Raw genomic sequence first — 22,913 nt, 5'->3', positions numbered from 1 at the left:
CCGGGGGCGATGCGCGCAACGGCCGCGCGGCCCCCCCGCGCAACAGCGGCCGCCCGTCGAGCGGCGCGCCGTAAGGGTCGATCACCCGCCCGATCCAGTCATCCGCGGGCGAGATCGTGCCCGCCTCGTGCAGGATCGCCCGATCCCCCAGCGACACACCGTCAGGCGCCGATTCGGGCAGGATGACGGCGTGATCCGCGCTCAGTTGCAGAACCTCCCCGTCAAGCGGCGGCGCGCCCCGGCGCATCACCCGCATCCGGTCACCGATCCGCGCCGCGCCCTGCACCCCGCCGATATGCAAAAGCCCGCCATTTACGGCACTGATGCGCCCAACCGGGTGCACGGCGCGCAGGCCGCGGATTTGCTCGGTGATACGGGTCAGGCCGGGATGGGACATGCGAACGCTCCATTGATCATCTGAAAACCGTTTCTAAAGGAATCGGGGTTAAGCCTTGATTGAAACCAATCGAGGGAGAAGCCCCGATGCTTGCAAAGATCGACTATTTCCAACTGGCCCGGGCGCTGGCCACCCATGCCGGAACGCGGCAGGCGGTCGTGGCGCAGAATGTCGCCAATGCCGACACGCCCGGTTACAAGGCCCGCGATACCGTGTCTTTCGCCGACACGCTCGCGGCGCAGGCCGACGGCTTTGGCCTGCGGGGAACGCGGGCGGGGCATCTGCATGGCGCCACCGGCCCCGCCGCCCCGGCAATCGTCGAAACCGGCCGTCAGAACGACCCCAACGGCAACGGCGTCACCATCGAGGAAGAGACGCTCAAGGCGGTCGAGGTCAAGCGCCAGCATGACCGTGCGATCGCGATCTATCGCTCGGGTCTCAACGTGCTGCGCGCCAGCCTCGGCAAGGGGTGACGCGGATCATGGGCGAATTTTCCAACTCCCTCGACGTCTCGGCCAGCGGGCTCAGGGCACAGGCGCAGCGCCTGCGCCACGTGTCCGAGAATATCGCCAATGCCGACACGCCCGGATACCGGCGCAAGACGATCCCGTTCGAGACGGTCTTTGCCGGCGGGTCGGGCGGGGTCGGCCGGGTCGAGACCGGGCGCGTCTCGCTCGACCCGCGCGCGCCCGAACAGGTCTATGACCCGGGGCACCCGCTGGCCGATGACAGCGGCCATTATGCCGGATCGAATGTCGATCTGGTGATCGAGATCGCCGACGCGCGCGAAGCACAGCGCAGCTATGAGGCGAATCTCAAGATGTTCGACCAGGCCCGGCAAATGTCGAGCAGCCTGTTCGACCTGTTGCGCAGGTAAACCCGAAAGAAGGAGATCCAGAATGGATATCAACGCTCTCAATGCCGCCAGGAACTATGCCGGTCTTCGCCCCGCGACGGACCCCCAACCGGGGCAGGCCGGTGGCGCGCAGATGCGCCCGGGCGAGGCCGGGGGCGCCTTTGGCGGCGCGCTCCGCGATTTCACCGAGACCCTGCGCGCGAGCGAGGATCTGGCCAAGGCCGCGATGACCACCGGCGCCGATCCGCACGCGCTCGTCCATGCACTGGCCGAGACCGAACTCGCGGTCGAAACCGTCGTCACCGTGCGCGACAAGATCGTCGAGGCCTATCAGGAAATCCTGCGGATGCCGGTCTAGGGCCGCCGCGTGATGGACGAGGCCGTCTTTTTCGACACGCTCCGCGAGGGGCTTTGGGTGGCGGTGATCACCTCTTTCCCGATCCTGACCGTCGCGCTCCTCGCCGGGGTCATCGTCGGCCTGTTCCAGGCGCTCACCTCGATTCAGGAAATGACGCTCACCTTCGTGCCGAAACTCGCCGCCATCGTCGGCGTGTTCTGGGTGTCGATGGGCTTCATGGCCCAGACGCTGGTCGATTTCTTTCAACAGGCCATCGTGCCGCTCATTGCCGGAGGCTGAAAATGGATACCGGATATGTCACCCTGTCGCGCCAGTCCGGGCTGATGCGTGAAATGCAGATCGTGGCCAACAATGTCGCCAATGCCGCCACCACCGGCTATCGGCAGGAGGGGCTGATCTTTTCCGAACACGTTGCGGCCCTGAACGGTCAGCCCGCGTTGTCGATGTCCGGGGCGACGGCGCATAACACCTCGATGCTGCAGGGCGCGCTGGGCGAAACCGGCGGGCGGCTCGATCTCGCGATCGAGGGCGCGGGCTTCTTCCTGCTCGACACCCCGCAGGGCGACCGCCTGACCCGTGCGGGCAGCTTTACCACCAATGCCGAGGGCGAGCTGGTCAATCCCGACGGGTTGCGGGTTCTCGATGCGGGCGGCGCGCCGATCTTCGTGCCGCCCGACGCCACCGACCTTTCATTCGCCGCCGATGGCACGATGAGCGCGGGCGGCCGCCCCCTGGCCCAGATCGGCCTTTACCTGCCGGTCGAGCCCATGGCGATGATCCGCGAGGGTGGCGTGCTGTTCCGCTCCGAAGCGGGGATCGAGCCGTCCGAGGCGGGACGCATCGTGCAGGGGTTTCTCGAAAATTCCAACGTCAACGCGATCGGACAGGTCGCCCGGATGATCGAGGTGCAGCGCGCCTATGAGCTTGGGCAAAGCTTTCTCGACTCCGAGAACGAACGCCTCCGCGAGGCGATGAAAACCCTGATCAAGTAAAGGATGATGACATGCGGGCACTGACAATCGCGGCCACCGGCATGGCCGCCCAGCAGATGCGGGTCGAGACCATCTCGAACAACCTCGCGAACATGTCCACCACCGGCTACAACGCCCGCCGGGCCGAGTTCGCCGACCTGCACTATCAACAGATGGTGCGGCCCGGCACGATCAACGCGGCCGATGGCACGGTGCTGCCCACCGGCGTGCAGCTTGGCCTCGGGGTGCGCCCCGCCGCCGTTTCCATGCATCTCGCGCAGGGCTCGCTTTCGGCCACGGGCGGCGATCTCGACCTCGCCATCGACGGGCCCGGGTTTATCGAGGTGACGCTGCCCTCGGGGCAGGCGGCCTATACCCGCGATGGTGGGCTCAAACGCTCGGGCGACGGGCTCATCGTGACCTCCGACGGCTTCCCGGTCGCGCCCGATATCGCCATTCCGCAAGACGCGCGCTCGATCGCGATCAACGCCGATGGCGAGATTTACGCCTATTTCGACGATGCCGCCGAAGCGCAGCTCCTGGGCCAGTTCAACCTTGTCGGCTTCACCAATCCCAACGGGCTCGAAGCGCGCGGCTCGAACCTCTTTACCGAAACCGAAGCCTCGGGCCCGCCGGTCGTCTCGACCCCGGGGCAGGACGGGCTGGGCACGTTGCGGCAGGGCTATCTCGAGGACAGCTCGGTCGACCCGGTGCGCGAGATCACCGAGTTGATCGAGGCCCAGCGCGGCTATGAAATGAACGCCAAGATCATCTCGGCCGCCGACCAGATGCTCGGCGCGACGACACAGGTGCGGTGATGCGCAGCGTGATCGCCCTCCTGTCTGCCCTGCTGGCCACGCCGGTTCCAGCCGATATCGTGGTCCCGGCCCACACCATCCGCCCGCAATCGGTGATCGCACCGGGCGACCTCACGCTGCGCGCGCTGCCCGATGTCGAGGGGTTCGACAGCGTTGACGACGTCATCGGCCTCGAGGCGCGTGTGGCGCTTTACCCGGGCCGCGCGATCCGGCCCCGCGATGTCGGCCCCCCGGCGATGGTTGAGCGCAACCAGTTGGTTTTGCTTGTGTTTTCGCGCGGCGGTTTGGAAATCCGGGCCGAGGGCCGGGCACTTGACCGGGCGGGCAGGGGCGAAATGATCAAGGTGATGAACACCGCGTCGCGCAACATCGTCATGGGGGTCGTGCGCCCCGATGGCACGGTGCTGGTTCAGTGAGGATAGAGATGAAACCCCAAACCCCATGTCGCCTGATTCTTGGCCGCGCGCCGAAAACCGCCGCCGCTTTCGGTCTCGCCATTGCGCTTGCGGGCTGTGGCCGGGGCGATCATCTCGGCAAGGCGCCGGATTTTTCCGAAACGCGCGAGCTTGGCAATCCCGAGCATGTCGCGATGCTCTTTCCCGGCCTGCCGATGCATGCGGAACGGTCCACCGCGACCACCGAATCCTCGCTCTGGCGCGCCGGGCAACGCTCGCTCCTGGGTGATCGGCGCGCGGCCAAGCGGGGCGATATCCTCACCGTCGTGATCGAGATCGACGAGAAGGCCGAGATCTCCAACAAGAGCTCGCGCGCGCGCAGCGGCTCGGAGAGCCTGTCTCTGCCGGGCCTGTTCGGCCTGCCGCAACGCGTCGACCGGAAACTGCCTGACGGCGCCTCGATGGACGACGCGGTATCGATCAACTCGACCTCGCGCTCGGATGGCGACGGCTCGGTGCGGCGCAACGAAAAGCTCACCCTGCGGGTCGCGGCCACGGTGACCGAGATCCTGCCCAACGGCGTGCTGGCCATATCCGGAAGCCAGGAGGTGCGCGTGAATTACGAGTTGCGCGAGCTTCTGGTCTCGGGCTTCGTGCGCCCCGAGGACATTTCGCGCCGCAACGAGATCACCTATGACAAGATCGCCTCGGCGCGCGTCTCCTATGGCGGGCGGGGCCAGATCTCGGACATGCAGCAACCCCGATACGGGCAGCAGATGCTCGATATCGTCCTGCCGTTCTAGGGGGCGCGAGGACCGGACATGCTCAAGATGCTCATCCCACTTCTTCTGCTCGCCATCGGGATGGGCGCGGGTATTGGCGGCGGCCTCTACCTGCGCCCCGACCCGCCCGCGGATGAAACCGCCCCGACCCCCAGCGCCGAACCGGAGCCTGCGCGATCGGTCGGCGCGCACGATTCCGCCGCGCAGGCGCGCGATTACATCAAGCTCAACAACCAGTTCATCGTGCCGGTGGTCGAGGGCGAAAAGGTCATGTCGCTGGTGGTTCTGACCCTCGGGGTCGAGATTCCCTCGGGGCAAAAGGAACGGCTCTACCTGATGGAGCCCAAGGTGCGCGATGTCTTCCTGCAAGAGCTGTTTGCCCATGCCAACCGGGGCGGCTTTCGCGGCGCGTTCACCAGTGCGCGCAATCTCGATGATCTGCGCAGCAGCCTGCGCGAGGCGGCGCAATACGCGCTTGGCGATCTGATTTCCGACATCCTGATCATCGACATCGTGCGACAGGACAACTGAACCGCGACCCGGCGCGCCCCGACCGACACGCGCGGCGGATTGGCCAAGCCGACGATCAGCGCCGCGTCGACAACGCCGCCATGATCGCCTGATCCTGAAGCGTCTCCATCTGCTTCACCGCCGCCTTGCGGGCCCGCCCGGCACGGGCACGGTCCCGCAACCCCTGCGCCACGTCATTGCGCGCAAAGGCGTGGGTAAGGATCGTGGCGGCCTGTGCCTTACGGGCGCGGATCTCGGCCAGCCGCAGGTTGGTTTCCGACCGTTTCATCGCCTTCCAGCGTTGCCAGCCGCGATCAAATCCCGACAGGCTCATGCTGAGGGCCGTGCCCGGATCGGCCGCCGCGCCAAGGTCGTTCAATTCGTCGAGATAGCGTTTGAGCCTGCGTTCGGTCGCCGCCAGCGCCTCGAATTTCGCAAGCTCGGCGCGATACCCCGCATCGGTCAGCCAGGCCAGCCCGTCCTCGTCGCTCATGGCGTCACGCTCCCCCGCGCCCGGCGCCGCAACCCGTCGGCAAACCGGATGGCGGCGGCGACGGCGCGGTAATGCTCGGGGGCGATTTCCTGTCCGATCTCGGTAGTGGCATGCAGCGCCCGCGCCGTGGGCGGGTCGCTGTGGATCGGCACGCCCGCCTCGATGGCCAAGTCGCGAATGCGTTTCGCGATCACGTCCTGCCCCTTGGCGACGCAGGTGGGGGCGGTGCCGCGCCGCCGGTCCCATTTGAGGGCAACGGCGAAATGCGTGGGGTTGACGATCACCACGTCGGCGCCCGGCACATCGGCCAGCATCCGGTTCGCCGCGATCTGCTGGCCCCTTTCCCGGCGCGCCTGTTTCATGTGCGGATCGCCCTCGGTTTCCTTGTGCTCGTCGCGCAACTCCTTGTCGGACATCCGGTTCTTGCGGATGTGATCGGCCTGTTGCCACATCAGGTCGATGAACCCGATGGCCAGCGCAATGAGCACGATGATCAGCAGGAACTCCATCATGATCTGCGCCAGCAAGAGCGTCGCAGGCCCCGGCCCGGTCATCAGCGTGGTGCCGATCCGGTCGAGATTGGCGTGCAGGAAAAGCCCGAGGATGGTGGAATAGATCACCAGCTTGACGAAGCTCTTGATGAATTCGAACAGCCCGCTCAACCCGTATTTCTTCTTGGCGTTCTGAATGGGCGATATGCGCGACAGCTTGAATTGCGCTTTCTCCGGGCTGAAGGCGAAACCGCGCTGTGCCAGCAGGGCCAGCACGACGAACAGCCCCGGGATCAGGAACCAACCCGCAAGGATGCCGATGGTCTCGGCGATCGCGGTCCGCATCGCCCAGGCCCCCTGCGCCTCCAGCCCCGGCCGGGTCAGCGCCCCGGCATTCGCGATGAGGCTCTGAAGGCTTGCCCCGATCTGCATCACCGCCGGTTCGCCCAGCGCCCAGAAACAGATCAGCAGCCCAGCATATCCCGCCGCCGCCGCCAGGTCGAGCGACCTCGGCACCTCGCCCTTGCGGCGCGCATCGTCGAGCTTCTTTTGCGTCGGGTCGTGGCGTTTCGTGGCGCCGTCATCATCGCCGCTCATCGCTCAGCCTCCGAACGGCGCCGCAAGAAATCCGCGCAGCGCGTCGTGCCAGACGGTGATCGCCGTGACCGCGAAGAGATAGAGAAGCGCAACCCCGGCCAGCGTGATCGCCGGGGCGCCGACAAAGGCGACCATCAGTTGCGGCATGGCCCGGTTGATGACGCCGAGCGTCAGGTTGTAAAGCGTCGAGATGATGAGGAAAACCGCCCCCAGCGTGAAGGCGAGCGAGAACGCCCGCGCCAAGAGTGCGCTGCCCCAGTCGAGAAGGTCGGCGCCCGCCGGATAGCGCGCGAAAGGCAGGTAGTCATAGGAGCCGAGCAGGTAAACGGCGACCTCGACATGCAGCCCCGCCATCACCGCAAGGCACAGCCCCGCCATGGTCAGCGTCTGGCCCATCGCGGGCATCGGCTCGGCCCCGGCACTGCCGAGGATCTGCGACAGCGAAGTTGCCTGCGCCGCGATCGTGCCCGCGATCTGGAGCGCGAAGACAAAGCTGCGCAGCCCGATCCCGAGCGCCAGCCCGTTCACCGTCTCCGAGACGAAGACCGACGCGATCGCGGCATCGTCCCCGGGCCACGCGGTCGGCGCGCCCGGCCCCACGATCAGCGTCATCGCCAGCGCCAGCGCCAGCTTGACCCGCATCGGGATCGCGCTTTCGCCAAAGCCGGGCATCAGCGCCACCACCGGCCCGACCCGCAGAAAGACCAGCCCCAGCGCCAGCCCGTCCTGCGCCAACGCCTCGATCAGCCGCGTGAGGTCAGCGGTCATGCCGCGACCGTCCCGACCAGCGCCGGGCGCGCCTCGACCCCGACCTCCTCGAACGACAGCACCGGGTTGGGGATCGACCGCGCCTTGAGCAGGGTGCGCAGGAACCGCCGCCGCCGCACCGAGGTGATGAGCGCCGGATAATTCCCCGCCGCCGCCGCATCCGACACCGCCTTCGACACCGCCTCGGTCAGCCGGTTGAACACGTCCGGCGGTAGCGCCACGTCGGCACCGTCGCCGTCTTCACCGATCTGGTAGGTCGTGAACGTGTCCTCCCAATCCGGCGCGAGTTGGACAAGCGGCAAGGTCCCGTCCGCGCGGCGCAGCCCGGCGACAAGCTGAAACCCGAGCTTCTGGCGCACGAATTCACAGATCGCCTCGGGCTGGCCATGGCGCACGCGGCCTTCGGCAATCGCTTCGAGGATAAGCGGCAGGTTGCGGATCGACACCTGTTCGTCCAGCAAAAGCCGCAGCACCGCCTGCATGAGATCGGTCGGCACCTTGTCGGGCACAAGCTCCTGCAACAGGCGCTTGTTGGCCTCGTTGCGCGCCGGGCTCGACAGGTTGACCATCTCGTCAAGCAGCCGCCGCAACGCCTTCAGCGTCAACAACCGACTGAGATTGCGCTTGATCGTCTCGAGCAGATGGGTGGCCAGAACCTCGACCGGGGTGACCGTCGTCATGTCGTGCATGATCGCCTTTTCCTGATCCTCCGGGTCGATCCATTTCGCGGGCGCGCCGTAAACCGGCTCCTCCACCCGGATACCGGCAATCTCGGTGCCACCCGCCCCCTCGGGTTCGAGCGCGAGAATCTTGCCCGGATGCAATTCCGAACGCACCTGCTCGACCCCGTGGATCTTGATCACGTAGGTGCCGCGCGGCAGCGACGGCGCGTCGGTGAGGCGAATTTCCGAGATGACGAGGCCAAAGCTGCGCGCCACATGGTTGCGCATGTTGGCGATCCGCGCATCGAGCCCGTTGCCCGGATCGAGCACCATGTTGACGAGATCGCTGGCAAACTCGACATGGATGTCATCGAGATCCAGAAGATCCCCGATCGTGCTCTCGTGCGGCTTGGCGTCGGGCATCGGCTCCGGTGCCGCGTCGGCGGCGGCGCGGCGCCGCATCAGCATGAGGCCGATCCCGATCAATGTCACCGCGCCGATGAAAAACGGCACGAAGGGCAGGCCGGGAAACAGCGCGAACAGCATCATCAGCCCCCCCACCGCGACCAGCGCGGGCGGGTAATTGCCAAGCTGCGTGAACAGGGTGAAATCCGTCGCCCCCGTGGCCCCGCCCCGCGCCAGGAGCAGCGCCGAAGCGATCGAGATGATCACCGCCGGGATCTGCGAGACCAGCCCGTCCCCCACGGTCAGGATGGCATAGACCTCGAACGCATCGCCCGGCGCCATGCCATGCACCAGAACCCCCATCGCCAGCCCCATCACGAGGTTGAGGATGGTGATCAGGAGCCCTGCCACCGCATCGCCCTTGACGAATTTCGACGCCCCGTCGAGCGAGCCGAAGAACGTGGTTTCAAGCTGTTCCTTCTCGCGCCGCGCCTTGGCCTCGGTATGGTCGATCGCGCCCGCCGACATGTCGGAATCGATGGCCAACTGCTTGCCCGGCATCCCGTCGAGGGCAAAGCGCGCGCCGACCTCGGCCATGCGCGCCGCGCCCTTGGTGATGACCATGAAATTCACGATCAGCAACACCCCGAAGACCACGAGGCCAAGGAACATGTTGCCGCCCATCACGAACTCGGCAAAGCCCGCGATCACGTCACCCGCCGCGCCCGTGCCACTATGGCCCTCGCCGATGATGAGCTTGGTGGACGAGACATTGAGCGACAGCCGCAACATGAGCGAAGCGAGCAGGATCGTCGGAAAGGACGAGAATTCCAGCGGGCTCTGGATGAAAAGCGTGATCGTGAACACGAGGATCGCCAGCGCAAAGGACACGGCCAGCCCGGAATCGAGCACCCATGCGGGCATCGGCAGGATCATCATCACGATGATCGCCATCAACGCCATGGCCAGGAGAACGGTGGGTTGGAAGATGTTGCGGATCATTCGGCGGCCCCCCGCCCGGCCATGCCCGGCATCGACAGGAATGGCCGCCCCCCGCCCGCGATGCTTGCCGCGACGAGCGATCCACCCCGTGCCGGGGTGCCCGACGTGGCCGAAACGAAAAGCGGATAGGTATTGACGCGCGCGCGTTCAGGCTCTCTCTCGCGCGTCATCATCATCGGGTCGGCGATCTGCGGGGTGGTCGCATCCTCGCCCCCCGCCGTGACGGCGGCGAAATGCACCTTGTAGGTCTTGAGATAGCGGCGCGCATGTTCGGGTGTGCGCGAATGATAGGCCCCCACCGCATCGCTCCAGTTGCCCTTTTCGCCGTAAAGCTCGCCCAGGAACCGCGCCGCGTAACGGGCATTCACCATCGGGTCGATCATCGTGTCGAGCGAGGCAAAGCCGTGGCGATGCCAGCGGTAATTGACCTGGAAACAGCCGACATCGAAATTCCGCTGGCCCGTGGCAACCTGCTCGCGCAGAAAGCGCAGCGCCTCGTCCCGGTTGTCGAACCAGTATCCCTTGCCCGCCACGTTCGCGGTCCACGGCCATGACGAAAGCCGCCCGTGCCGCGCGCGCCCGGTTTCGGTGCGGGTGATCGCCCTCAGAACGGCGGCGGGAATGCCGTGTTCCTGCGCCGCGATCACGCCCGCGCGCTCGCAGATCGCTTGTCCAGCCGCCAGCGCCGGGACCGGCCACAGCCAGCCCGCCGCGACGAGGGCAAGCCCCAACCGGGCCAGCGCCCGGCTCAAACCGTAGATCATGTCCGTTCTGGCACCCATGTCCCGACCTTCCGGCGTGAGAATTCTTCTCGCGACTCCCGGCCCGGCGCGGCCCGTGGCGGGTGTCTCGCCACAGTGCTAGCAAGCCGGGGTTAACGAAGGTTCAACCGCCGCGCGGATTTCCGGGCGAGGGTGCTGACAACGAACCGCAGCGCGCGCCGCGTTAACCGTTTTGCCCCCCGATTTCGCTGCATTGCGGCGGTGTACGCATAACAGCCGGGCAACAGCCGGAGATCACCCCCCACATCGACAGGCCCGGCCCGCCGTTAACCTCGCGGGACGGTGCCCCCGGGGCCGATCGCGAAACGGGCTTGATTTCATCCCGGGATCGGGCGCAAACTCGCACCCATGACCGTGCAGGATCCCTCGCCCTTTCCCGGGTCGCAACCGTCGCAGGTGGCCTTCCATCGAAGCGAGTTGAACGTGATCCTGTCGCTCTACGGGCGCATGGTCGCAGCGGGCGAATGGCGCGATTACGGCATCTCCTGCCTGCGCGATGCGGCGGTCTTTTCGGTGTTCCGCCGCACCGCCGAACATCCGCTCTATCGTATTGAAAAAAGGCCGAAATTGCGCAATCGGCAGGGGCAATATTGCGTCGTCGGGATGGATGGCCAGATCCTCAAACGCGGCCATGACCTGCGCGCCGTCCTGCGGGTTCTCGAACGCAAGCTGATCCGCGTGGTCGAGTGACGTTCAACCACGCCGCCGCCATCTTGTCGTGATCGTCGCCAAAGCATCAAGTCGTTGATATTGCAGTGAAATACATCCGGACATCATGTCGCTGGCTGTCACTCACCGCGATTTCACCGGCAGGTTGAAGCGATGCGATTTCACGCCCAGTTTCGCCGGGGCCGCCGGGAATTGCCCGGCATTGCGCACCGCGGCAATCGCCAGCTTGTCGATCCGCGGGTTGCCCGATGATTTGGCAAGGCTCACCCCGAGAAGCGCACCGCTGCCCGAGACCGAGATCGTCACGATCGCCGTCCCCCGCCCCGCCCCCTGCGGCGCGCGACGCGCCACGCGCGCCCGGATCTGCCCGCCCCATTGGGTCATGAGCGACTGGCGCTGCGACGTGGACAGCGTGGCAACCTGTGCCTGCCCCGCATCGCCCCGCGCCCCGCTTCCGCCCGTGCCCTGCGCCCTGCGCGCGGTTGAGGTGGCCGAGGCCGTGGAGGCTTTTTTCTCTGGTTTTTCAGGGGCTTTCTCTGGCGCCTTGGCAGGTTTCGCGGCGGGGTCCGGCTTGGGATCGGCCTCTGGCTCCGGAGGCATCACCGGTCGCGCCACGGGACGGATATCCGCTGTGGGGCGGGTGGTGGTCTCCGTCTCTGGCGGCGTCTCGGCGCTGGGTTCGGGTGGCGCCGGTGGCGGGGGCTGATAGCCGGGCAACGCCGGGACATCGGGTTGCACGATCAGCGGTTTCGGCGGCTGAACGGCGGTCGGGGCCGCCCGGGTTTCGGACGTCGTCGGCATCTCGGGCGCCATCATCGCGACATCGCGCGGTTCCGGCAGCGCGCTTTCTGGTTCCGTTGTCAACTCGGGCGGGCTGTCCCATGTTTCGACCAGCGTTGCGATGCTGGCATTCGACGCCTGCACCGACAAGAGAGCGTCACCCCTTTCGCCCGCCCCTTCGACCCCGGATTCGGGGGCCGGCGGCCAGACCGCGAGATGCGCGGTGAGTGCCAGCCCGAGAAAAAGCGACCCTTCGAAATATGTCCGCATCGCTATCGCATCCCCGAGACAAGCTTGACGCGGCGCACCCCTTGGGCGGCCAGCCGGGGAAGCAGCGCGGCGATCTTCCCGGCGTCGACCCCGCGATCGGCCCGGATCATCAGGGCCTCGCCTTCGGCCAGGGCGGACACCCCGTCGAACACCGCTTCGCCCCGCAGATCGCCCAGTGCCATCTCGCCATCGGCCGAGATATAGAGGGTCTGCTGCCCCTCGGCCGGGGCCTCGGCGCTCGATTCGGGCAGGGTGAGGTCAAAGGGATCGGGCGGCGCGATCTGGGCCGTCATCAGGAAGAAGATGAGCAGCAGAAAGACCACGTTGATCATCGGCACGACGCTTTCGCGCGTGCGGCGTTTCGGGGGCGGGTGCAGCAGCATCACGGGTCACTCCACCAGAACGAGGGTCTGGTACCCCGCGTTGGACAGCGTCTCGATCACCTCGACCACGCGTTGCAGATCGGCCTTGTCGCGCGGGCGCAGGACGATGGCATCGCTATGCGAAAGCATCATCGTGCCCAGTTCGGGCAGCAGAGCGGCCATGTCGGTTTCGATCCCGTTGAGCCGTAGCCCGCCGGGGTGAATATCAACAAGGCGTGGCGGTCCCTCATAGGGTTGGTCGGACGCGGCGGCGAGTGGCAGGTCGATCTCGACATCCTGACCGAAACGGGCGGCCAGCATGAAGAACACCAGCAGCAGGAACACCACGTCGATCATCGGTGTAAGGCTGGGTTTGCGTCGGGCGGGTGGCGGGGCGAGCAGCATGGATTGGTCTCACTCGGCGGCGGCGGTGACTGTGGTTGCGTCGGTGTCCGTCGCGGAAGCGTGCCGCCGGTGCGGGTCGCGGGTCAGGATGCGGGTTGCCGCATCCTCCATGTCGCGCTGGGCGTTGTCGGCCACGCTTTCGAACCAGGCTAGCGCGACACCGGCCGGGATTGCGACCGCCATGCCCGCGGCGGTGGTCAAAAGCGCCTCCCATATACCGCCGGCCAGTGCCGCCGGGTCGGCGCGCGACCCGGCCTCCTGCAGCGTCTGAAAGGCCGTGATCATGCCAAGAACCGTGCCAAGCAGCCCCAGCAAAGGCGCAATCGTCGCGATGAGGTCGAGCGCGCGCAGCCCGGCGCGGGCGCGGGCCAACTCGCGGCTGGCAACGCGCCGGATTTCCTCGCGCGCGGTGGTGTCATTGAAATCTCCGCCGAGCCGTGCCTGCATCGCCCGATGCGCCACGATCGCGCGTAGCGAGCGGCGGCGTGACAGCGCGGCACGGGCATCCTGCGCAAAGCCATCCTCCCACAGCCTGACCGCCGCTTCGGTGCGGCGCCCGGCCCAGGCGCCCATCAGGATCAGCCGCCAGATCTTCCACAGGATCAGGGCCAGCGTCAGGACCGACAGCGCGGCAATCGCCCAGATCGCAGGACCGCCGCGCGCCAGGAAATCCTGGATCTCATTCCATTGCGCAAAACCGTTGCTCAGACTTGCGAGCATGTCCATCGTCATCATCCTTCTGGAAAGCTGTGCCCGGCGGGCAATTCGTCGGTGCTCATCCCGAACTTGAGCAGGTTGTCATGTGGGTCATGCAGGTAGAATTCGGTCATCCCCCACGGGCGGCTGGCAATGTCCGAGAGCCGCCGGGCGCCGAGGCTGCGCAATGTCGCGTGAAGGGCGAGAATCCCGCCACCACGAATGTAGCAACTGGTATGGGCGCAGACATCGGGGCGCGTGGTGTGGGCGTAATGCAGCTCGATACCGTGGCCACGCAGGATGGCGTAGTCGCCGAAACTCTCGACGTCAAAACCACAGGAGCGGGCGAAATCCGTGGTCGCCTCGATGTCGGGCGACAGAAGGATCGGTATGGCCAGAAGATCGCTCATGTCATTCGGCCGCCATTCGGGCCGCATGGGGCAGGATGAAGGTGCCCGATGCAGGGGCCGTGTTGACCCGCACCGCGCAGTCATAGGCGCGGCTGAGAAGGTCATCGCGCAGGATGTCGGCGGGCGCTGCCTGGCCGAGGATGTGGCCACGACTGATCAGGGCGACCTGATCGGCAAAAATCGCGGTCAGGTTCAGATCATGCATCACGGCCACCACACCGCCCCCGGCATCGGCATAATCGCGTGCGATCTGCATGACCTGAAGCTGATGGCCGATATCGAGCGCTGAAACCGGTTCGTCCAGGAACAGCCAGCGTGGCGTGCCGTTTTCGACCGGCTGCCAGACCTGCGCCAGAACCCGGGCCAGTTGCACACGTTGTTGTTCTCCGCCCGACAGTTCCTGGTAGAAGCGCCCCTCGAAGCCCGAAAGACCAACCCGTGCCAGCGCCTGTCCGATCAGGCCGGTATCGGCGGCGGCAACACCACGGCTCAGCCCCAGCCGCACGACCTCGACCACGGTGAAGGGAAAGGCCAGGGGCGTCGCCTGTGGCAGAACCCCCCGGATCGCGGCCAGATCCCAGGGTTTGGCGGCAGCGATGTCATGCCCGCTGAGCGTAACCTGCCCACCGTATTCCGCTTCTCCTGTCAGCGCGCGCATGAGCGTGGTCTTGCCCGATCCGTTGGGGCCGACAATCGCCACCACGCGCCCCGGCCAGGCGGTAAAATCGACCGCGTGCAGGATGCGCGTGCGGCCATAATCAACGGTGATCTGTCGTGCGTCCAGCATCGTTCACATATCCAGAAGGCCGCGTTGCCGCAGCAGAATCCACAGGAAGAACGGCCCGCCCAGCACCGCCGTGACGATACCGATGGGCAATTCGGCAGGGGCAATGATCGTACGGCTGATCACGTCTGCACAAAGCAGCAGCGCCGCCCCGAGAAGCGCCGAGTTCAAAAGCAGGAAACGGTGATCCGGCCCCACGACGAGACGCAGGAGATGCGGCACGACGATTCCCACGAAACCGATGCCACCGCTCACCGCCACGGCGGCCCCGACCGCACCGGCAACCATCAGGATCGCGGTGTTCTTGAGCCGCTGCACGGGAATACCGATATGCGCCGCCGCCGCCTCGCCCAGGGCCAGCGCGTTAAGACCGCGCGCGAGAAAGGGTGCGGTGGCCAGCGCCAGACAGATCAGTGGCGCGGCGGCCAGCACCTTGGACCATGTCGCTCCGGCAACCGACCCCATGCCCCAGAAGGTCAGGGTGCGCAGCTGAGCGTCATCGGCAACGTAAACAAGGATACCCTGCACCGCGCCCGCGAGCGCACCCAGCGCGATCCCCGCCAAGAGCATCGTGGCCACCGATGTCCGCCCGCGCCGGGTCGACACCCGGTAAAGGATCAGCGTGGTCGCCCAGCCCCCGAAAAAGGCGGCGACCGGCACGAGGTAATAGCCGAACAGGGCCGCGGCGGATGCGGGCAGAAGCCCGCCCAGCACGATCGCGGTGATCGCCCCCAGCCCGGCCCCGGCACTGACCCCCACAAGGCCCGGATCGGCCAGCGGATTGCGGAAAAGCCCCTGCATGACCGCCCCGGACACGGCCAGCGCGGCCCCGACAAGCACCCCCATCACCATGCGCGGCAGCCGGATGTCAAACAGGACGATCCGGTCACGGGGGGAAAGTTCCTGCGCGGTCACAAGGCTTTTCGCCGCAGCCCCCAGCGACACGCCCGACGCTCCCGTGCCAAGGCTCAGAAGCGCCGCAAATCCCAGCAGCACCAGCAACAGGCCCGACAGGGCGCGTGCCTGACGGCTGCGATCGCCCGGCAGGTGGGCCGCAGCTTCGATGTCCTGCATTGCAAGGCTCATCGCGTTAGCCGCCCGCTTGGGTCAGGGCGCGCGACAACGCCGTGGCGGCCTCGGCCGTGCGCACTGAAAAGCCCAGCATCGCCATGCCATCCATGCGGACCACCGCCCGCGACTGACCTGCTGGCGTGGCCATGATGGCGGGATGGGTGAAAAGCTGCTCGTCGGTCACGCCCAGATCGCCGGTCCGGTCCATCATCAGGATGATCTCGGCGCCGCTTTCCGTGATCGCCTCGTCGGTCAGCGGCTTGTAGCCCTCGAAGCCGGTGGCGGCGTTCCGACCCCCGGCCAGCGTGATGATCGCATCGGCCGCGGTGTTCTGCCCCCCGGCCAGCACCCGGCCCCCTTGCATCGACAGGATGAAGAGGACGGATTTGCCCGCAGCGCCGCTAGTTTCGGCCTGCACGGCCTCGAGATCGTTGCCGATCTGCGCCGCGAGTTGCGCCCCCTTTTCCGGTACGCCCAGTGCCTCGGCCACGGAAGTGATCTTGGTCGTGACCGCCGATGCGGTAAATCCCTCGGGGATCTCGATCACCGGAACCGCCGCGGCGTGCAATATCTCCAATGCCTCGGGTGGGCCTGCGCCTTCCTGCGCGAGGATCAGGTCGGGATCGACCGAGAGGACACCCTCGGGCGACAGCCGCCGGATATACCCCACATCGGGCAGGTCCAGCGCCGCTTCGGGATGGTTCGACGTGGTGTCACGTGCGACGAGCCGGGCCTCTTCGCCAAGGGCATAGACGATTTCGGTGATCGCACCACCGACCGACACGATCCGCTGCGGCGATTCTGCCCGCGCCGTGCTGATCAGGAAAAGCGAGAGAACAAGGCACAGGGCGACCTGTGCCCAGAAAAACGGATGAACCCGGGTCATGCGGTCACCTCTGCGTCCAGTGTTGCAAGATCCGCGACCAGCGCGCTCCATGCCTGCGCCGCACCTTCATCGCGCAGCACGCCGAAGAACTGCGCAATCAGCCCGCCCGCCGAGTCGAACGCCTCGACCGAGATGGCATCACCCCGCCGGGTCGATTTGGTCACGGCATAGACCTCGGCCACGTGATCGCGGCGCAGATGCAGGTCAAAGCCGGGATCGAGCACGTTGATCCATGGCCCCATCTCGACGATCCGGTTGACCGGCCCGGTATGGATTTCGATGCAACCGGCATTGCCGACAAAAACCATGATCGGGATGGCGGTTTCAGCGGCCTTGCTCAGCAGCGTGTCGATCACGCCGGGGGCGAGCCGCCGTGCATAGGGCGCCCCGGCCACGCGGTAGGCACCCAGCCGGTTCATCTTGAGCCGCCGCGTCATTATCAGGAATTGATGCGTGTCGGTCAGCTTGTCCCATTCGGCGCGCAACCGTTCGGCCTGATCGGGACGCCCCTTGGCGGGCTCAACCGGTTTGCGCGGCACGATTTCGGGCGCGTCGAATTGATCTTCGAGTCGCAGTTCCTCGACGACCCCGGCCCATGCATCGGCATTTGATCCGTCGCGCAGAAAAACCTTGTGGACCGCATCGCCCGCGGCATCAAAAACCTGGATCGTGCGACGCATCCCACGTTCGGTTTCCTGTTCGATGGCAAAGCCCTGGACCCAGTGATTGGGAAAGATGCGCAGGTCGATTTCCTGGTTCACGATCATCGCGGCATGTTCGCCCGAAGTGTAATTGTCATAGTGGCCCACCTTTTCGATCACGCAGCTTTCATTGCGGGTCAGGGCCATGACCTCGCCCAACCGGGTAAGTGCGGGCATGATCCGGTCCGGGTCGGCGACGATTCGTGTCGCGGTTTCGCCCAGCGTGGCAGCCACGAGCTCGGCCTCGGAAATGCCCAGCTTGTCGGCCAGATCGCGGTCGCGCATTTTGGGGTTCTCCATGCGCGCGGCCTTGATGTCAGGCGCGGAAATCACGGTTGGTTCGGCCAAGACGGCTCTCCTTTTTCGTCACGATGTTTGGGGTGCGTCTGGCTGGTGGCTGGAATGCCACGCTTGCTGGTGCGTTGGGATCGAAGTTCGATCTTCAATGTTGACAAAAATAGTTGGTTTAATTAGCGAATGCAAGTCTCCCATTATCGGGATCGACGAACACCACGAACGCAGCCAGCCCCGTGCCAGCCCGAACCGTCGTGAGGATTGGAAGGGGATAGGAATGCGCGTGAACCGCACTGTGAGGGCGGCGCTTATGCTGGGCGCCGCGACAATCTGGGCCTTGCCGGCCACGGCTCAGGATACTGTGACCGAACTGGACGAGGTGGTCCTCGGCAAGAGCAAGCGCGAGGTCAGGACCGACACCGCCCGCTCGGAAACCAATGTCGACCAGGATGAGATCGAGGACCGGCAGGCCAGCACTATTGCCGAACTGACCGATTCGGTGCCGGGGGTGACGCTGATCAACGGGCAGTCGCCGCAGGGTTCGGGAATCAATATCCGGGGCTTTGGCGCGAACTCGACCTATGGCAGCGACCAGAAGGTGCTGATCCAGGTCGATGACGCCGATGTGGGGGCCGAGGAACTCTATCGCATAGGCACCCAGCTTTTTACCGACCCCGCGCTTTACAAGCAGGTGACGGTGATCCGTGGCATGGCGGGCACGTTCGAATACGGCTCGGGCGTGATCGGTGGGCTTGTCCGGCTCGAAACCAAGGATGCCTCGGATTTCACGGGCGGCGTTCCGGGGTTCAAATTGCGCCAGACGCTGCAATTCTCGACCAATGGCGACGGGACGACCAGCTCGACCATAATGGCGTGGCAGCCGACACACGATTTCGAGGTTCTGGGCAATTTCACCTATGCGACCCAGGATGAGCAGGTTGACGGTTCGGGTGCGGTTATCGGCAATTCGAGCTTCGAGCTGCCCAGCTGGCAGTTGAAGGCGAAGAAGACCTTTGGCGATGGTGATCACTCGCTCAGCTTCTCGATCACCGAAACAGCGTCGGACGACAAGGACGTGCCCTACGACAGCTTCATGACAACGGGTGGAAGTTTCGGGAATGTCGACCGGAAGACGCACCAACGCACGGCGACTCTGGCTTACAACTACAACCCTGTCGGAAACGACATGGTCGATCTGGATGTGATCCTGTCCTACGCCGACCAGAAGATCGAGCAGAGCTATATTCCGGGCAGTTCGCCGCTCGAAGGCACACCGACCTTTCCGCGTCTGCTGCCGCTGGTCAATGCCGATCACCGGTATGAAACGACCAAGCTGACGTTCAAGAACACGGCACGGTTCGAGACCGGCACGGTGTTCCACAACCTGCGCGCAGGGGTGGAATTCAAGCACAAGAAACGCCGTGATGCGTCCTCGGCCCCCGGCGGAACGGATGAACGGATCGCGCTGTTCGTGGTCGATGACATGAGCATCGGTGAGCGGCTGACCCTGACCCCGGCGCTGCGCTATGAAACCCAGAATATCAGCAATGACACCGCCTCATACACCAATGATGCGTTGATGGGCGGGGTTTCGGCGCATTACAGGATCGGCAACGGTTTCGCGGTCTTCGGCTCGCTGGCTTATACCGAGAATCTGCCGATCATCGACGATATGACGACCCCGGCCTACATGACGCAAAGCGAAAAAGCGAGCACGGTCGAACTGGGCTTTTCTTATGACCGGCTGGACGTGTTCACGCCGGGCGACGATCTGTCGTTCAAGGCGACGGCCTACAAGACAAAGGTTTGGGATGTCACCTCCTATACATCCGCGACCATGATGCCGGTCACGGATATCGAGCTTGAGGGTCTCGAGCTTGAAGCGGCCTATAGCGTGTCCTCGGGGCTGTACATGGACCTGAACGCCAATATCCAGCGTGGACGGGAAACCGCTCCCGCGCCGGGCGGATACTGGCGCGGCATCCCGGCGAATCAGCTGCGTCTGACCGTCGGCAAGAGATGGCAGGAAGAGCTTGACCTGAGCTGGGAAGTGGTCGCCAACGCCAGGATGAAGCGCGCCACCACGCCGACACCTTCGAACGTGGTTCACAATCTTCGCGGAACCTATCGTCCGCAAAGCGGTGTGCTCAAAGGGACCGAGTTGCGCGTAGGTGTCGAAAATCTCCTGGACCTCGATTACACGCCGCACCTGGCCACCCGCAAGGCGCCGGGCCGGACCATCAAGTTCACGCTTGCCAAGACGTTCTGAACCAACAAGAAAAGCCGGGCGGACACAGAACCGCCCGGCTCGCCCCCCCTTATTCCTCCTGATCACGCCGTCATTCGCCCCCCGTTTCTGCTTCGACCCGTGCAAGCCTCTGACAAATCGCCGTATTTTTCAGGTGTTTTTGGTGACCCTGGCAGGATTCGAACCTGCAACCTGCCCCTTAGGAGGCGAGAGGCCCCAACCCTCTCCACCCCGCGACACCCCTGAAACGCTAGCCTAAACAGCGCTTTGAGGCTACGCTAGCCCCCGACAGCCCGAGCGAACCCTATCCCCACCCGGTTCGGAAACGGTTCGAGCTTCGGGCAGCACACGGTTCGCAGAGGAGATGCGGGATGCCAGAGAAGTTGACAGAGGGGCTCATCAAGGGGCTCAAGTTCGAGGGCAAGCCCACAACAGTGCGGGACGCCAAGGTGACGGGCCTGATGGTGGCGGTGAACAAAACGGGAAAATCCTACAAGGTGCAGCGCGACCTCTGGCAGGGGCAGCGCGGGCGCAAGGTGCTAGTCAAGACCGTCCGCCACACGCTCGGGGGCACGGATGAGATGACGCTGGACGATGCACGAAGCCGGGCGCTCGCGGTGATCGAGAAGATCAGGCAGGGCATCGACCCCAACGCCCCGCCCCCCGACGCCGCCGCCGACGCGGGCACATGGACCGTGCGCCGCCTGTACGAGGAGTACATTGCCGACATGCGCGCCCGGGACTGCGCGGAGCGGTCGGTGGAGAACATGCTGGACCGGCTGAACCGCTACCTCTCCAGCTGGGCCGACACGCCCCTCACAGAGATCAAGCGCAGCATGGCCCGCGAGGAACACCGGCGCATATCGCGAGACCACGGCGGCCCCTCCGCCAACAAGACGCTGCGCGACTTCCGGGCTGCCTACAACTTCGCCCTGAAGGTGGTCGATGACCCGGACGCCCTGCCCGGGAACCCGGTGGCGGCGGTGACCTTCAACAAGGAGCGGTCGAGCAACCGCGTCATCATGCCCGAGGACCTGCCGGACTGGTGGGCAAAGATACAGGCCCTGCGGAACCCGCTGCGCCGGGACATGCACACGCTCGGGCTCCTCTCCGGCCTGCGCCCCGGCACCCTCGTGTCCCTGCGCCGTGACTGGGTGCGGACGGCTGACCGGGCAATCTCCATCCCCCGGATGAAGTCGGGCCGGAGCTTCGACTTGCCCTTGTCTGGGCACATGGTCGAGGTGGCGGAGCGCATCCTTGTGACGGGCGCAGTCCTGTTCCCGAAGTCCGAATGGCTGTTCCCCACCCGGTCGAGCAAGACGGGCGAGGTGATCGCAACGCAGGTCTGGAAGGAGAAGGCGCTGCCCAGTGACACCGGCCACATCCTCCGCCACACCTACCGGACGGTTGCGCAGGGTGTCGGTGTCGACAAGGTGAACGCCCGGCTCCTGCTAGATCACACCGTGCCGGGCATCGACGGGGTTTACATCCACGAGCGCGCACTGTTCGACACGCTGCTTGCGGAGCAGGAGCGCATGACCGCCGCGATCTTCGCCCTGCTGGAACCCGAACAACAAAAGATTGCGGGTTGAATAGGGAGAAAGAGGGTTTCCCAACTGGCGACCAAAGGGGTAGCTTAGGGGCAAGACTAGGAAACCGTGTCGGCTCACCGGGGGTGCCGCGCATGGGGAGCGCCCCGCGAGAGCGAGGGGCGCGGGCCAACCGGTAGGTGAGCAAACAACTCACATGGGCCTGTCACTGAACCGTCCGCCCGCCGCAGGCGGTCTGTTGTTTGGTGACGACAATGGATCAACAGACGATTGAAGCCATCGCGGAGGCCGTGACCGCGCGCATCCTCCGTGACCTTCCACGCGGGCGTGTGCCCGTCTCCCCCGAGTACCTGACCGCTGAGCAGGTTTCCCAGATGACGGGCTTTTCGCCCAAGTCTCTGGAGGCTTACCGCGCCAAGCGTGTCGGCCCTCCCTTCGTGAAGGTGGGACACAGCATCCGCTACCGCACTGAAGACGTGCGTACCTGGGTTGAAGCCGGGGGTGCGGTCGAATGAGTGCGATGGACAAAGGAAACGCCCCCAGCCGGGGGACCGGGGGCGCTCAGGAAGACAGGACCCTTGAACAGAACCGCCATCATCAACCCTGTGACCCGAGTATAGCGGGCGGGAGTGGCCGGGGCGAGGCCGGAGACTTGTTGCCGAACCCCGAGGAGGCCGTGACCTTCCTTGAGGGTTGGCGTCCGGGTGGGCCTTGGGTCCTGACGGCGATCCCACCCGAGGGCGGCGCAACCCGGACGGTGACGCTGGCCGACCCCGGCGCGGTGCGGAAGTGGATCCACGACCACAGCGGCGGGCGCTGGAACCTCTACTTCACGGTGAACGAGACCTTCGGACCGGCGACCAGCAAGCCCAAGAAGACGCACCTCGCCGCCGCAACCGGCCTGCATGTGGACGTGGACCCGCGCCCGGGCGAGGAGTTGGACGCCGAACGCGAGCGGGCGCTGCGGATCCTGCGGGCCTACAGCCCCGCGCCCACGGCCATCGTTGATAGCGGCGGCGGATACCAAGCCTTCTGGCGTCTGGAAGAAGCTCTGCCCCTGTCCGGCGCAGCAGATGACGAAAGCCGCCACCTGCCGATTGAGAACCGGAACCAGAGGATTGAGGCCGACTTACAGGCGGACGCCTGCCACAACATCGACCGCCTGATGCGCCTCCCCGGGACCGTGAACTGGCCCAACGAGAAGAAGCGCAAGAAGGGGCGCGTTGCCCGGCTCGCAAGCGTCGTGGATGCGGAATGGTCGCGCACCTACCGGCTGGCCGACTTCCCCGAGGCGCAGGTGGCGAAGGCCACGCCCGCCGCCGGTGGCCCGTGCGTTGAGCTAGGCGGCCTGATGCGGGTTTCAGTAATTCCCGGACAAGCATTTCAGTAATTTCCGGACACGCGTTTCGGTAAATCCCGGACAGTCATTTCGCTAATTCCCGGACAGCTCCGGGAGGGCTTTGGGCCGGTTGGTCATCGCCTGCGCCGTTACGGCATTCT

Annotated in this window: 28 protein-coding genes and 1 pseudogene; 14 read left to right on the top strand and 15 right to left on the bottom strand. The window is 65.6% G+C overall.

All coding sequences use genetic code 11. The features are described from left to right. Window positions 1-397, bottom strand: a pseudogene (gene fliI / locus FLO80_RS20770) (flagellum-specific ATP synthase FliI); the annotation flags it as partial. 86 nt (window positions 398-483) lie between these two features. Between fliI and FLO80_RS20765 the strand changes: the two are divergent. From FLO80_RS20765 to FLO80_RS20725, 9 genes are read left to right on the top strand one after another with little or no spacing between them, the layout of a single operon-like run. Then, complete coding sequence (locus FLO80_RS20765) at window positions 484-870, top strand: FlgB family protein (RefSeq protein ID WP_111364858.1); 387 nt, start codon at window positions 484-486, stop codon at window positions 868-870. 8 nt (window positions 871-878) lie between these two features. Then, a complete protein-coding gene (flgC, locus tag FLO80_RS20760) occupies window positions 879-1,274 on the top strand; it encodes a flagellar basal body rod protein FlgC (protein WP_111365021.1) in 396 nt (131 codons plus the stop codon). A gap of 22 nt (window positions 1,275-1,296) precedes the next feature. Then, on the top strand, window positions 1,297-1,611 hold the full coding sequence (gene fliE / locus FLO80_RS20755) for a flagellar hook-basal body complex protein FliE (RefSeq protein WP_111364861.1): 315 nt from the start codon (window positions 1,297-1,299) through the stop codon (window positions 1,609-1,611). Window positions 1,612-1,623: 12 nt separating this feature from the next. Beyond that, window positions 1,624-1,890 (top strand): flagellar biosynthetic protein FliQ, encoded by a 267-nt coding sequence (locus FLO80_RS20750; protein WP_439328725.1) that lies wholly within the window; start codon window positions 1,624-1,626, stop codon window positions 1,888-1,890. A gap of 2 nt (window positions 1,891-1,892) precedes the next feature. After that, the gene (locus FLO80_RS20745) at window positions 1,893-2,603 is read left to right on the top strand and encodes a flagellar hook-basal body complex protein (RefSeq protein ID WP_111364866.1); all 711 of its coding nucleotides are present in this window, start codon (window positions 1,893-1,895) and stop codon (window positions 2,601-2,603) included. A gap of 11 nt (window positions 2,604-2,614) precedes the next feature. Then, on the top strand, window positions 2,615-3,400 hold the full coding sequence (gene flgG, locus FLO80_RS20740) for a flagellar basal-body rod protein FlgG (protein WP_111364869.1): 786 nt from the start codon (window positions 2,615-2,617) through the stop codon (window positions 3,398-3,400). Then, window positions 3,400-3,816: a flagellar basal body P-ring formation chaperone FlgA gene (gene flgA, locus FLO80_RS20735; RefSeq protein WP_111364872.1), complete on the top strand. Its 417-nt coding sequence runs from the start codon at window positions 3,400-3,402 to the stop codon at window positions 3,814-3,816. Before flgG ends, flgA begins: the two co-directional genes overlap by 1 nt. A gap of 8 nt (window positions 3,817-3,824) precedes the next feature. Further along, entirely contained in the window at window positions 3,825-4,598 is a 774-nt protein-coding gene (flgH, locus tag FLO80_RS20730) for a flagellar basal body L-ring protein FlgH (protein ID WP_111364875.1), read from the top strand. An 18-nt stretch (window positions 4,599-4,616) separates the two neighbouring features. Further along, window positions 4,617-5,108: a flagellar basal body-associated protein FliL gene (locus FLO80_RS20725; protein WP_111364878.1), complete on the top strand. Its 492-nt coding sequence runs from the start codon at window positions 4,617-4,619 to the stop codon at window positions 5,106-5,108. A 55-nt stretch (window positions 5,109-5,163) separates the two neighbouring features. Here FLO80_RS20725 and FLO80_RS20720 read toward each other — a convergent pair whose 3' ends face one another. The 5 genes from FLO80_RS20720 to FLO80_RS20700 are packed head-to-tail and all read right to left on the bottom strand — an operon-like array spanning window position 5,164 to window position 10,287. Beyond that, on the bottom strand, window positions 5,164-5,580 hold the full coding sequence (locus FLO80_RS20720) for a hypothetical protein (protein WP_111364881.1): 417 nt from the start codon (window positions 5,578-5,580) through the stop codon (window positions 5,164-5,166). After that, on the bottom strand, window positions 5,577-6,668 hold the full coding sequence (locus tag FLO80_RS20715) for an EscU/YscU/HrcU family type III secretion system export apparatus switch protein (protein ID WP_111364884.1): 1,092 nt from the start codon (window positions 6,666-6,668) through the stop codon (window positions 5,577-5,579). The genes FLO80_RS20720 and FLO80_RS20715 overlap by 4 nt, the downstream gene beginning before the upstream one ends. Before the next feature lie 3 nt (window positions 6,669-6,671). Further along, complete coding sequence (locus FLO80_RS20710) at window positions 6,672-7,436, bottom strand: flagellar biosynthetic protein FliR (protein WP_111364887.1); 765 nt, start codon at window positions 7,434-7,436, stop codon at window positions 6,672-6,674. Continuing rightward, a complete protein-coding gene (gene flhA / locus FLO80_RS20705; protein ID WP_111364890.1) occupies window positions 7,433-9,505 on the bottom strand; it encodes a flagellar biosynthesis protein FlhA in 2,073 nt (690 codons plus the stop codon). The genes FLO80_RS20710 and flhA overlap by 4 nt, the downstream gene beginning before the upstream one ends. Beyond that, the gene (locus FLO80_RS20700; protein WP_111364893.1) at window positions 9,502-10,287 is read right to left on the bottom strand and encodes a lysozyme family protein; all 786 of its coding nucleotides are present in this window, start codon (window positions 10,285-10,287) and stop codon (window positions 9,502-9,504) included. The genes flhA and FLO80_RS20700 overlap by 4 nt, the downstream gene beginning before the upstream one ends. A gap of 348 nt (window positions 10,288-10,635) precedes the next feature. Here FLO80_RS20700 and FLO80_RS20695 point away from each other — a divergent pair, with 348 nt between their 5' ends. Next, window positions 10,636-10,977 carry a DUF2794 domain-containing protein gene (locus FLO80_RS20695; RefSeq protein WP_111364896.1) on the top strand — a complete coding sequence of 114 codons (342 nt, stop codon included), beginning with the start codon at window positions 10,636-10,638 and terminating at the stop codon, window positions 10,975-10,977. A 102-nt stretch (window positions 10,978-11,079) separates the two neighbouring features. Here the strand turns inward: FLO80_RS20695 and tolA are convergent, their stop codons facing one another. The 9 genes from tolA to FLO80_RS20650 are packed head-to-tail and all read right to left on the bottom strand — an operon-like array spanning window position 11,080 to window position 17,669. Continuing rightward, window positions 11,080-12,006, bottom strand: a complete 927-nt coding sequence (gene tolA, locus FLO80_RS20690) for an energy transducer TonB (protein ID WP_111364899.1) — start codon at window positions 12,004-12,006, stop codon at window positions 11,080-11,082. A 2-nt stretch (window positions 12,007-12,008) separates the two neighbouring features. Further along, window positions 12,009-12,389 carry an ExbD/TolR family protein gene (locus tag FLO80_RS20685; protein WP_111364902.1) on the bottom strand — a complete coding sequence of 127 codons (381 nt, stop codon included), beginning with the start codon at window positions 12,387-12,389 and terminating at the stop codon, window positions 12,009-12,011. A 6-nt stretch (window positions 12,390-12,395) separates the two neighbouring features. Continuing rightward, a complete protein-coding gene (locus FLO80_RS20680; RefSeq protein WP_111364905.1) occupies window positions 12,396-12,773 on the bottom strand; it encodes an ExbD/TolR family protein in 378 nt (125 codons plus the stop codon). Between the two features lie 9 nt (window positions 12,774-12,782). Continuing rightward, entirely contained in the window at window positions 12,783-13,499 is a 717-nt protein-coding gene (locus FLO80_RS20675) for a MotA/TolQ/ExbB proton channel family protein (protein WP_111365024.1), read from the bottom strand. 5 nt (window positions 13,500-13,504) lie between these two features. Then, window positions 13,505-13,879 carry a VOC family protein gene (locus FLO80_RS20670; protein ID WP_111364907.1) on the bottom strand — a complete coding sequence of 125 codons (375 nt, stop codon included), beginning with the start codon at window positions 13,877-13,879 and terminating at the stop codon, window positions 13,505-13,507. A 1-nt stretch (window position 13,880) separates the two neighbouring features. Then, window positions 13,881-14,666 carry a heme ABC transporter ATP-binding protein gene (locus tag FLO80_RS20665; RefSeq protein WP_111364910.1) on the bottom strand — a complete coding sequence of 262 codons (786 nt, stop codon included), beginning with the start codon at window positions 14,664-14,666 and terminating at the stop codon, window positions 13,881-13,883. Between the two features lie 3 nt (window positions 14,667-14,669). Beyond that, entirely contained in the window at window positions 14,670-15,749 is a 1,080-nt protein-coding gene (locus FLO80_RS20660) for a FecCD family ABC transporter permease (RefSeq protein ID WP_111364913.1), read from the bottom strand. A 4-nt stretch (window positions 15,750-15,753) separates the two neighbouring features. Then, a complete protein-coding gene (locus FLO80_RS20655; protein ID WP_111364916.1) occupies window positions 15,754-16,620 on the bottom strand; it encodes a heme/hemin ABC transporter substrate-binding protein in 867 nt (288 codons plus the stop codon). Continuing rightward, window positions 16,617-17,669, bottom strand: a complete 1,053-nt coding sequence (locus tag FLO80_RS20650; RefSeq protein ID WP_246156768.1) for a hemin-degrading factor — start codon at window positions 17,667-17,669, stop codon at window positions 16,617-16,619. Before FLO80_RS20650 ends, FLO80_RS20655 begins: the two co-directional genes overlap by 4 nt. A gap of 223 nt (window positions 17,670-17,892) precedes the next feature. Here FLO80_RS20650 and FLO80_RS20645 point away from each other — a divergent pair, with 223 nt between their 5' ends. The 4 genes from FLO80_RS20645 (at window position 17,893) to FLO80_RS20630 (ending at window position 22,803) form a co-directional block, all read left to right on the top strand. Beyond that, entirely contained in the window at window positions 17,893-19,884 is a 1,992-nt protein-coding gene (locus tag FLO80_RS20645) for a TonB-dependent receptor domain-containing protein (protein ID WP_111364918.1), read from the top strand. 350 nt (window positions 19,885-20,234) lie between these two features. Continuing rightward, a complete protein-coding gene (locus FLO80_RS20640) occupies window positions 20,235-21,455 on the top strand; it encodes a tyrosine-type recombinase/integrase (protein ID WP_111364921.1) in 1,221 nt (406 codons plus the stop codon). Window positions 21,456-21,667: 212 nt separating this feature from the next. Beyond that, a complete protein-coding gene (locus FLO80_RS20635) occupies window positions 21,668-21,928 on the top strand; it encodes a helix-turn-helix transcriptional regulator (RefSeq protein WP_111364923.1) in 261 nt (86 codons plus the stop codon). A gap of 140 nt (window positions 21,929-22,068) precedes the next feature. Further along, the gene (locus FLO80_RS20630) at window positions 22,069-22,803 is read left to right on the top strand and encodes a DNA-primase RepB domain-containing protein (RefSeq protein WP_146611027.1); all 735 of its coding nucleotides are present in this window, start codon (window positions 22,069-22,071) and stop codon (window positions 22,801-22,803) included. Window positions 22,804-22,913 lie beyond the last annotated feature (110 nt).

The sequence above is a fragment of the Aquicoccus porphyridii genome (genome assembly GCF_008369105.1).
GTDB classification, from domain to species: Bacteria; Pseudomonadota; Alphaproteobacteria; order Rhodobacterales; family Rhodobacteraceae; genus Aquicoccus; species Aquicoccus porphyridii.
This window is presented reverse-complemented; position numbering and strand designations above follow the sequence as displayed.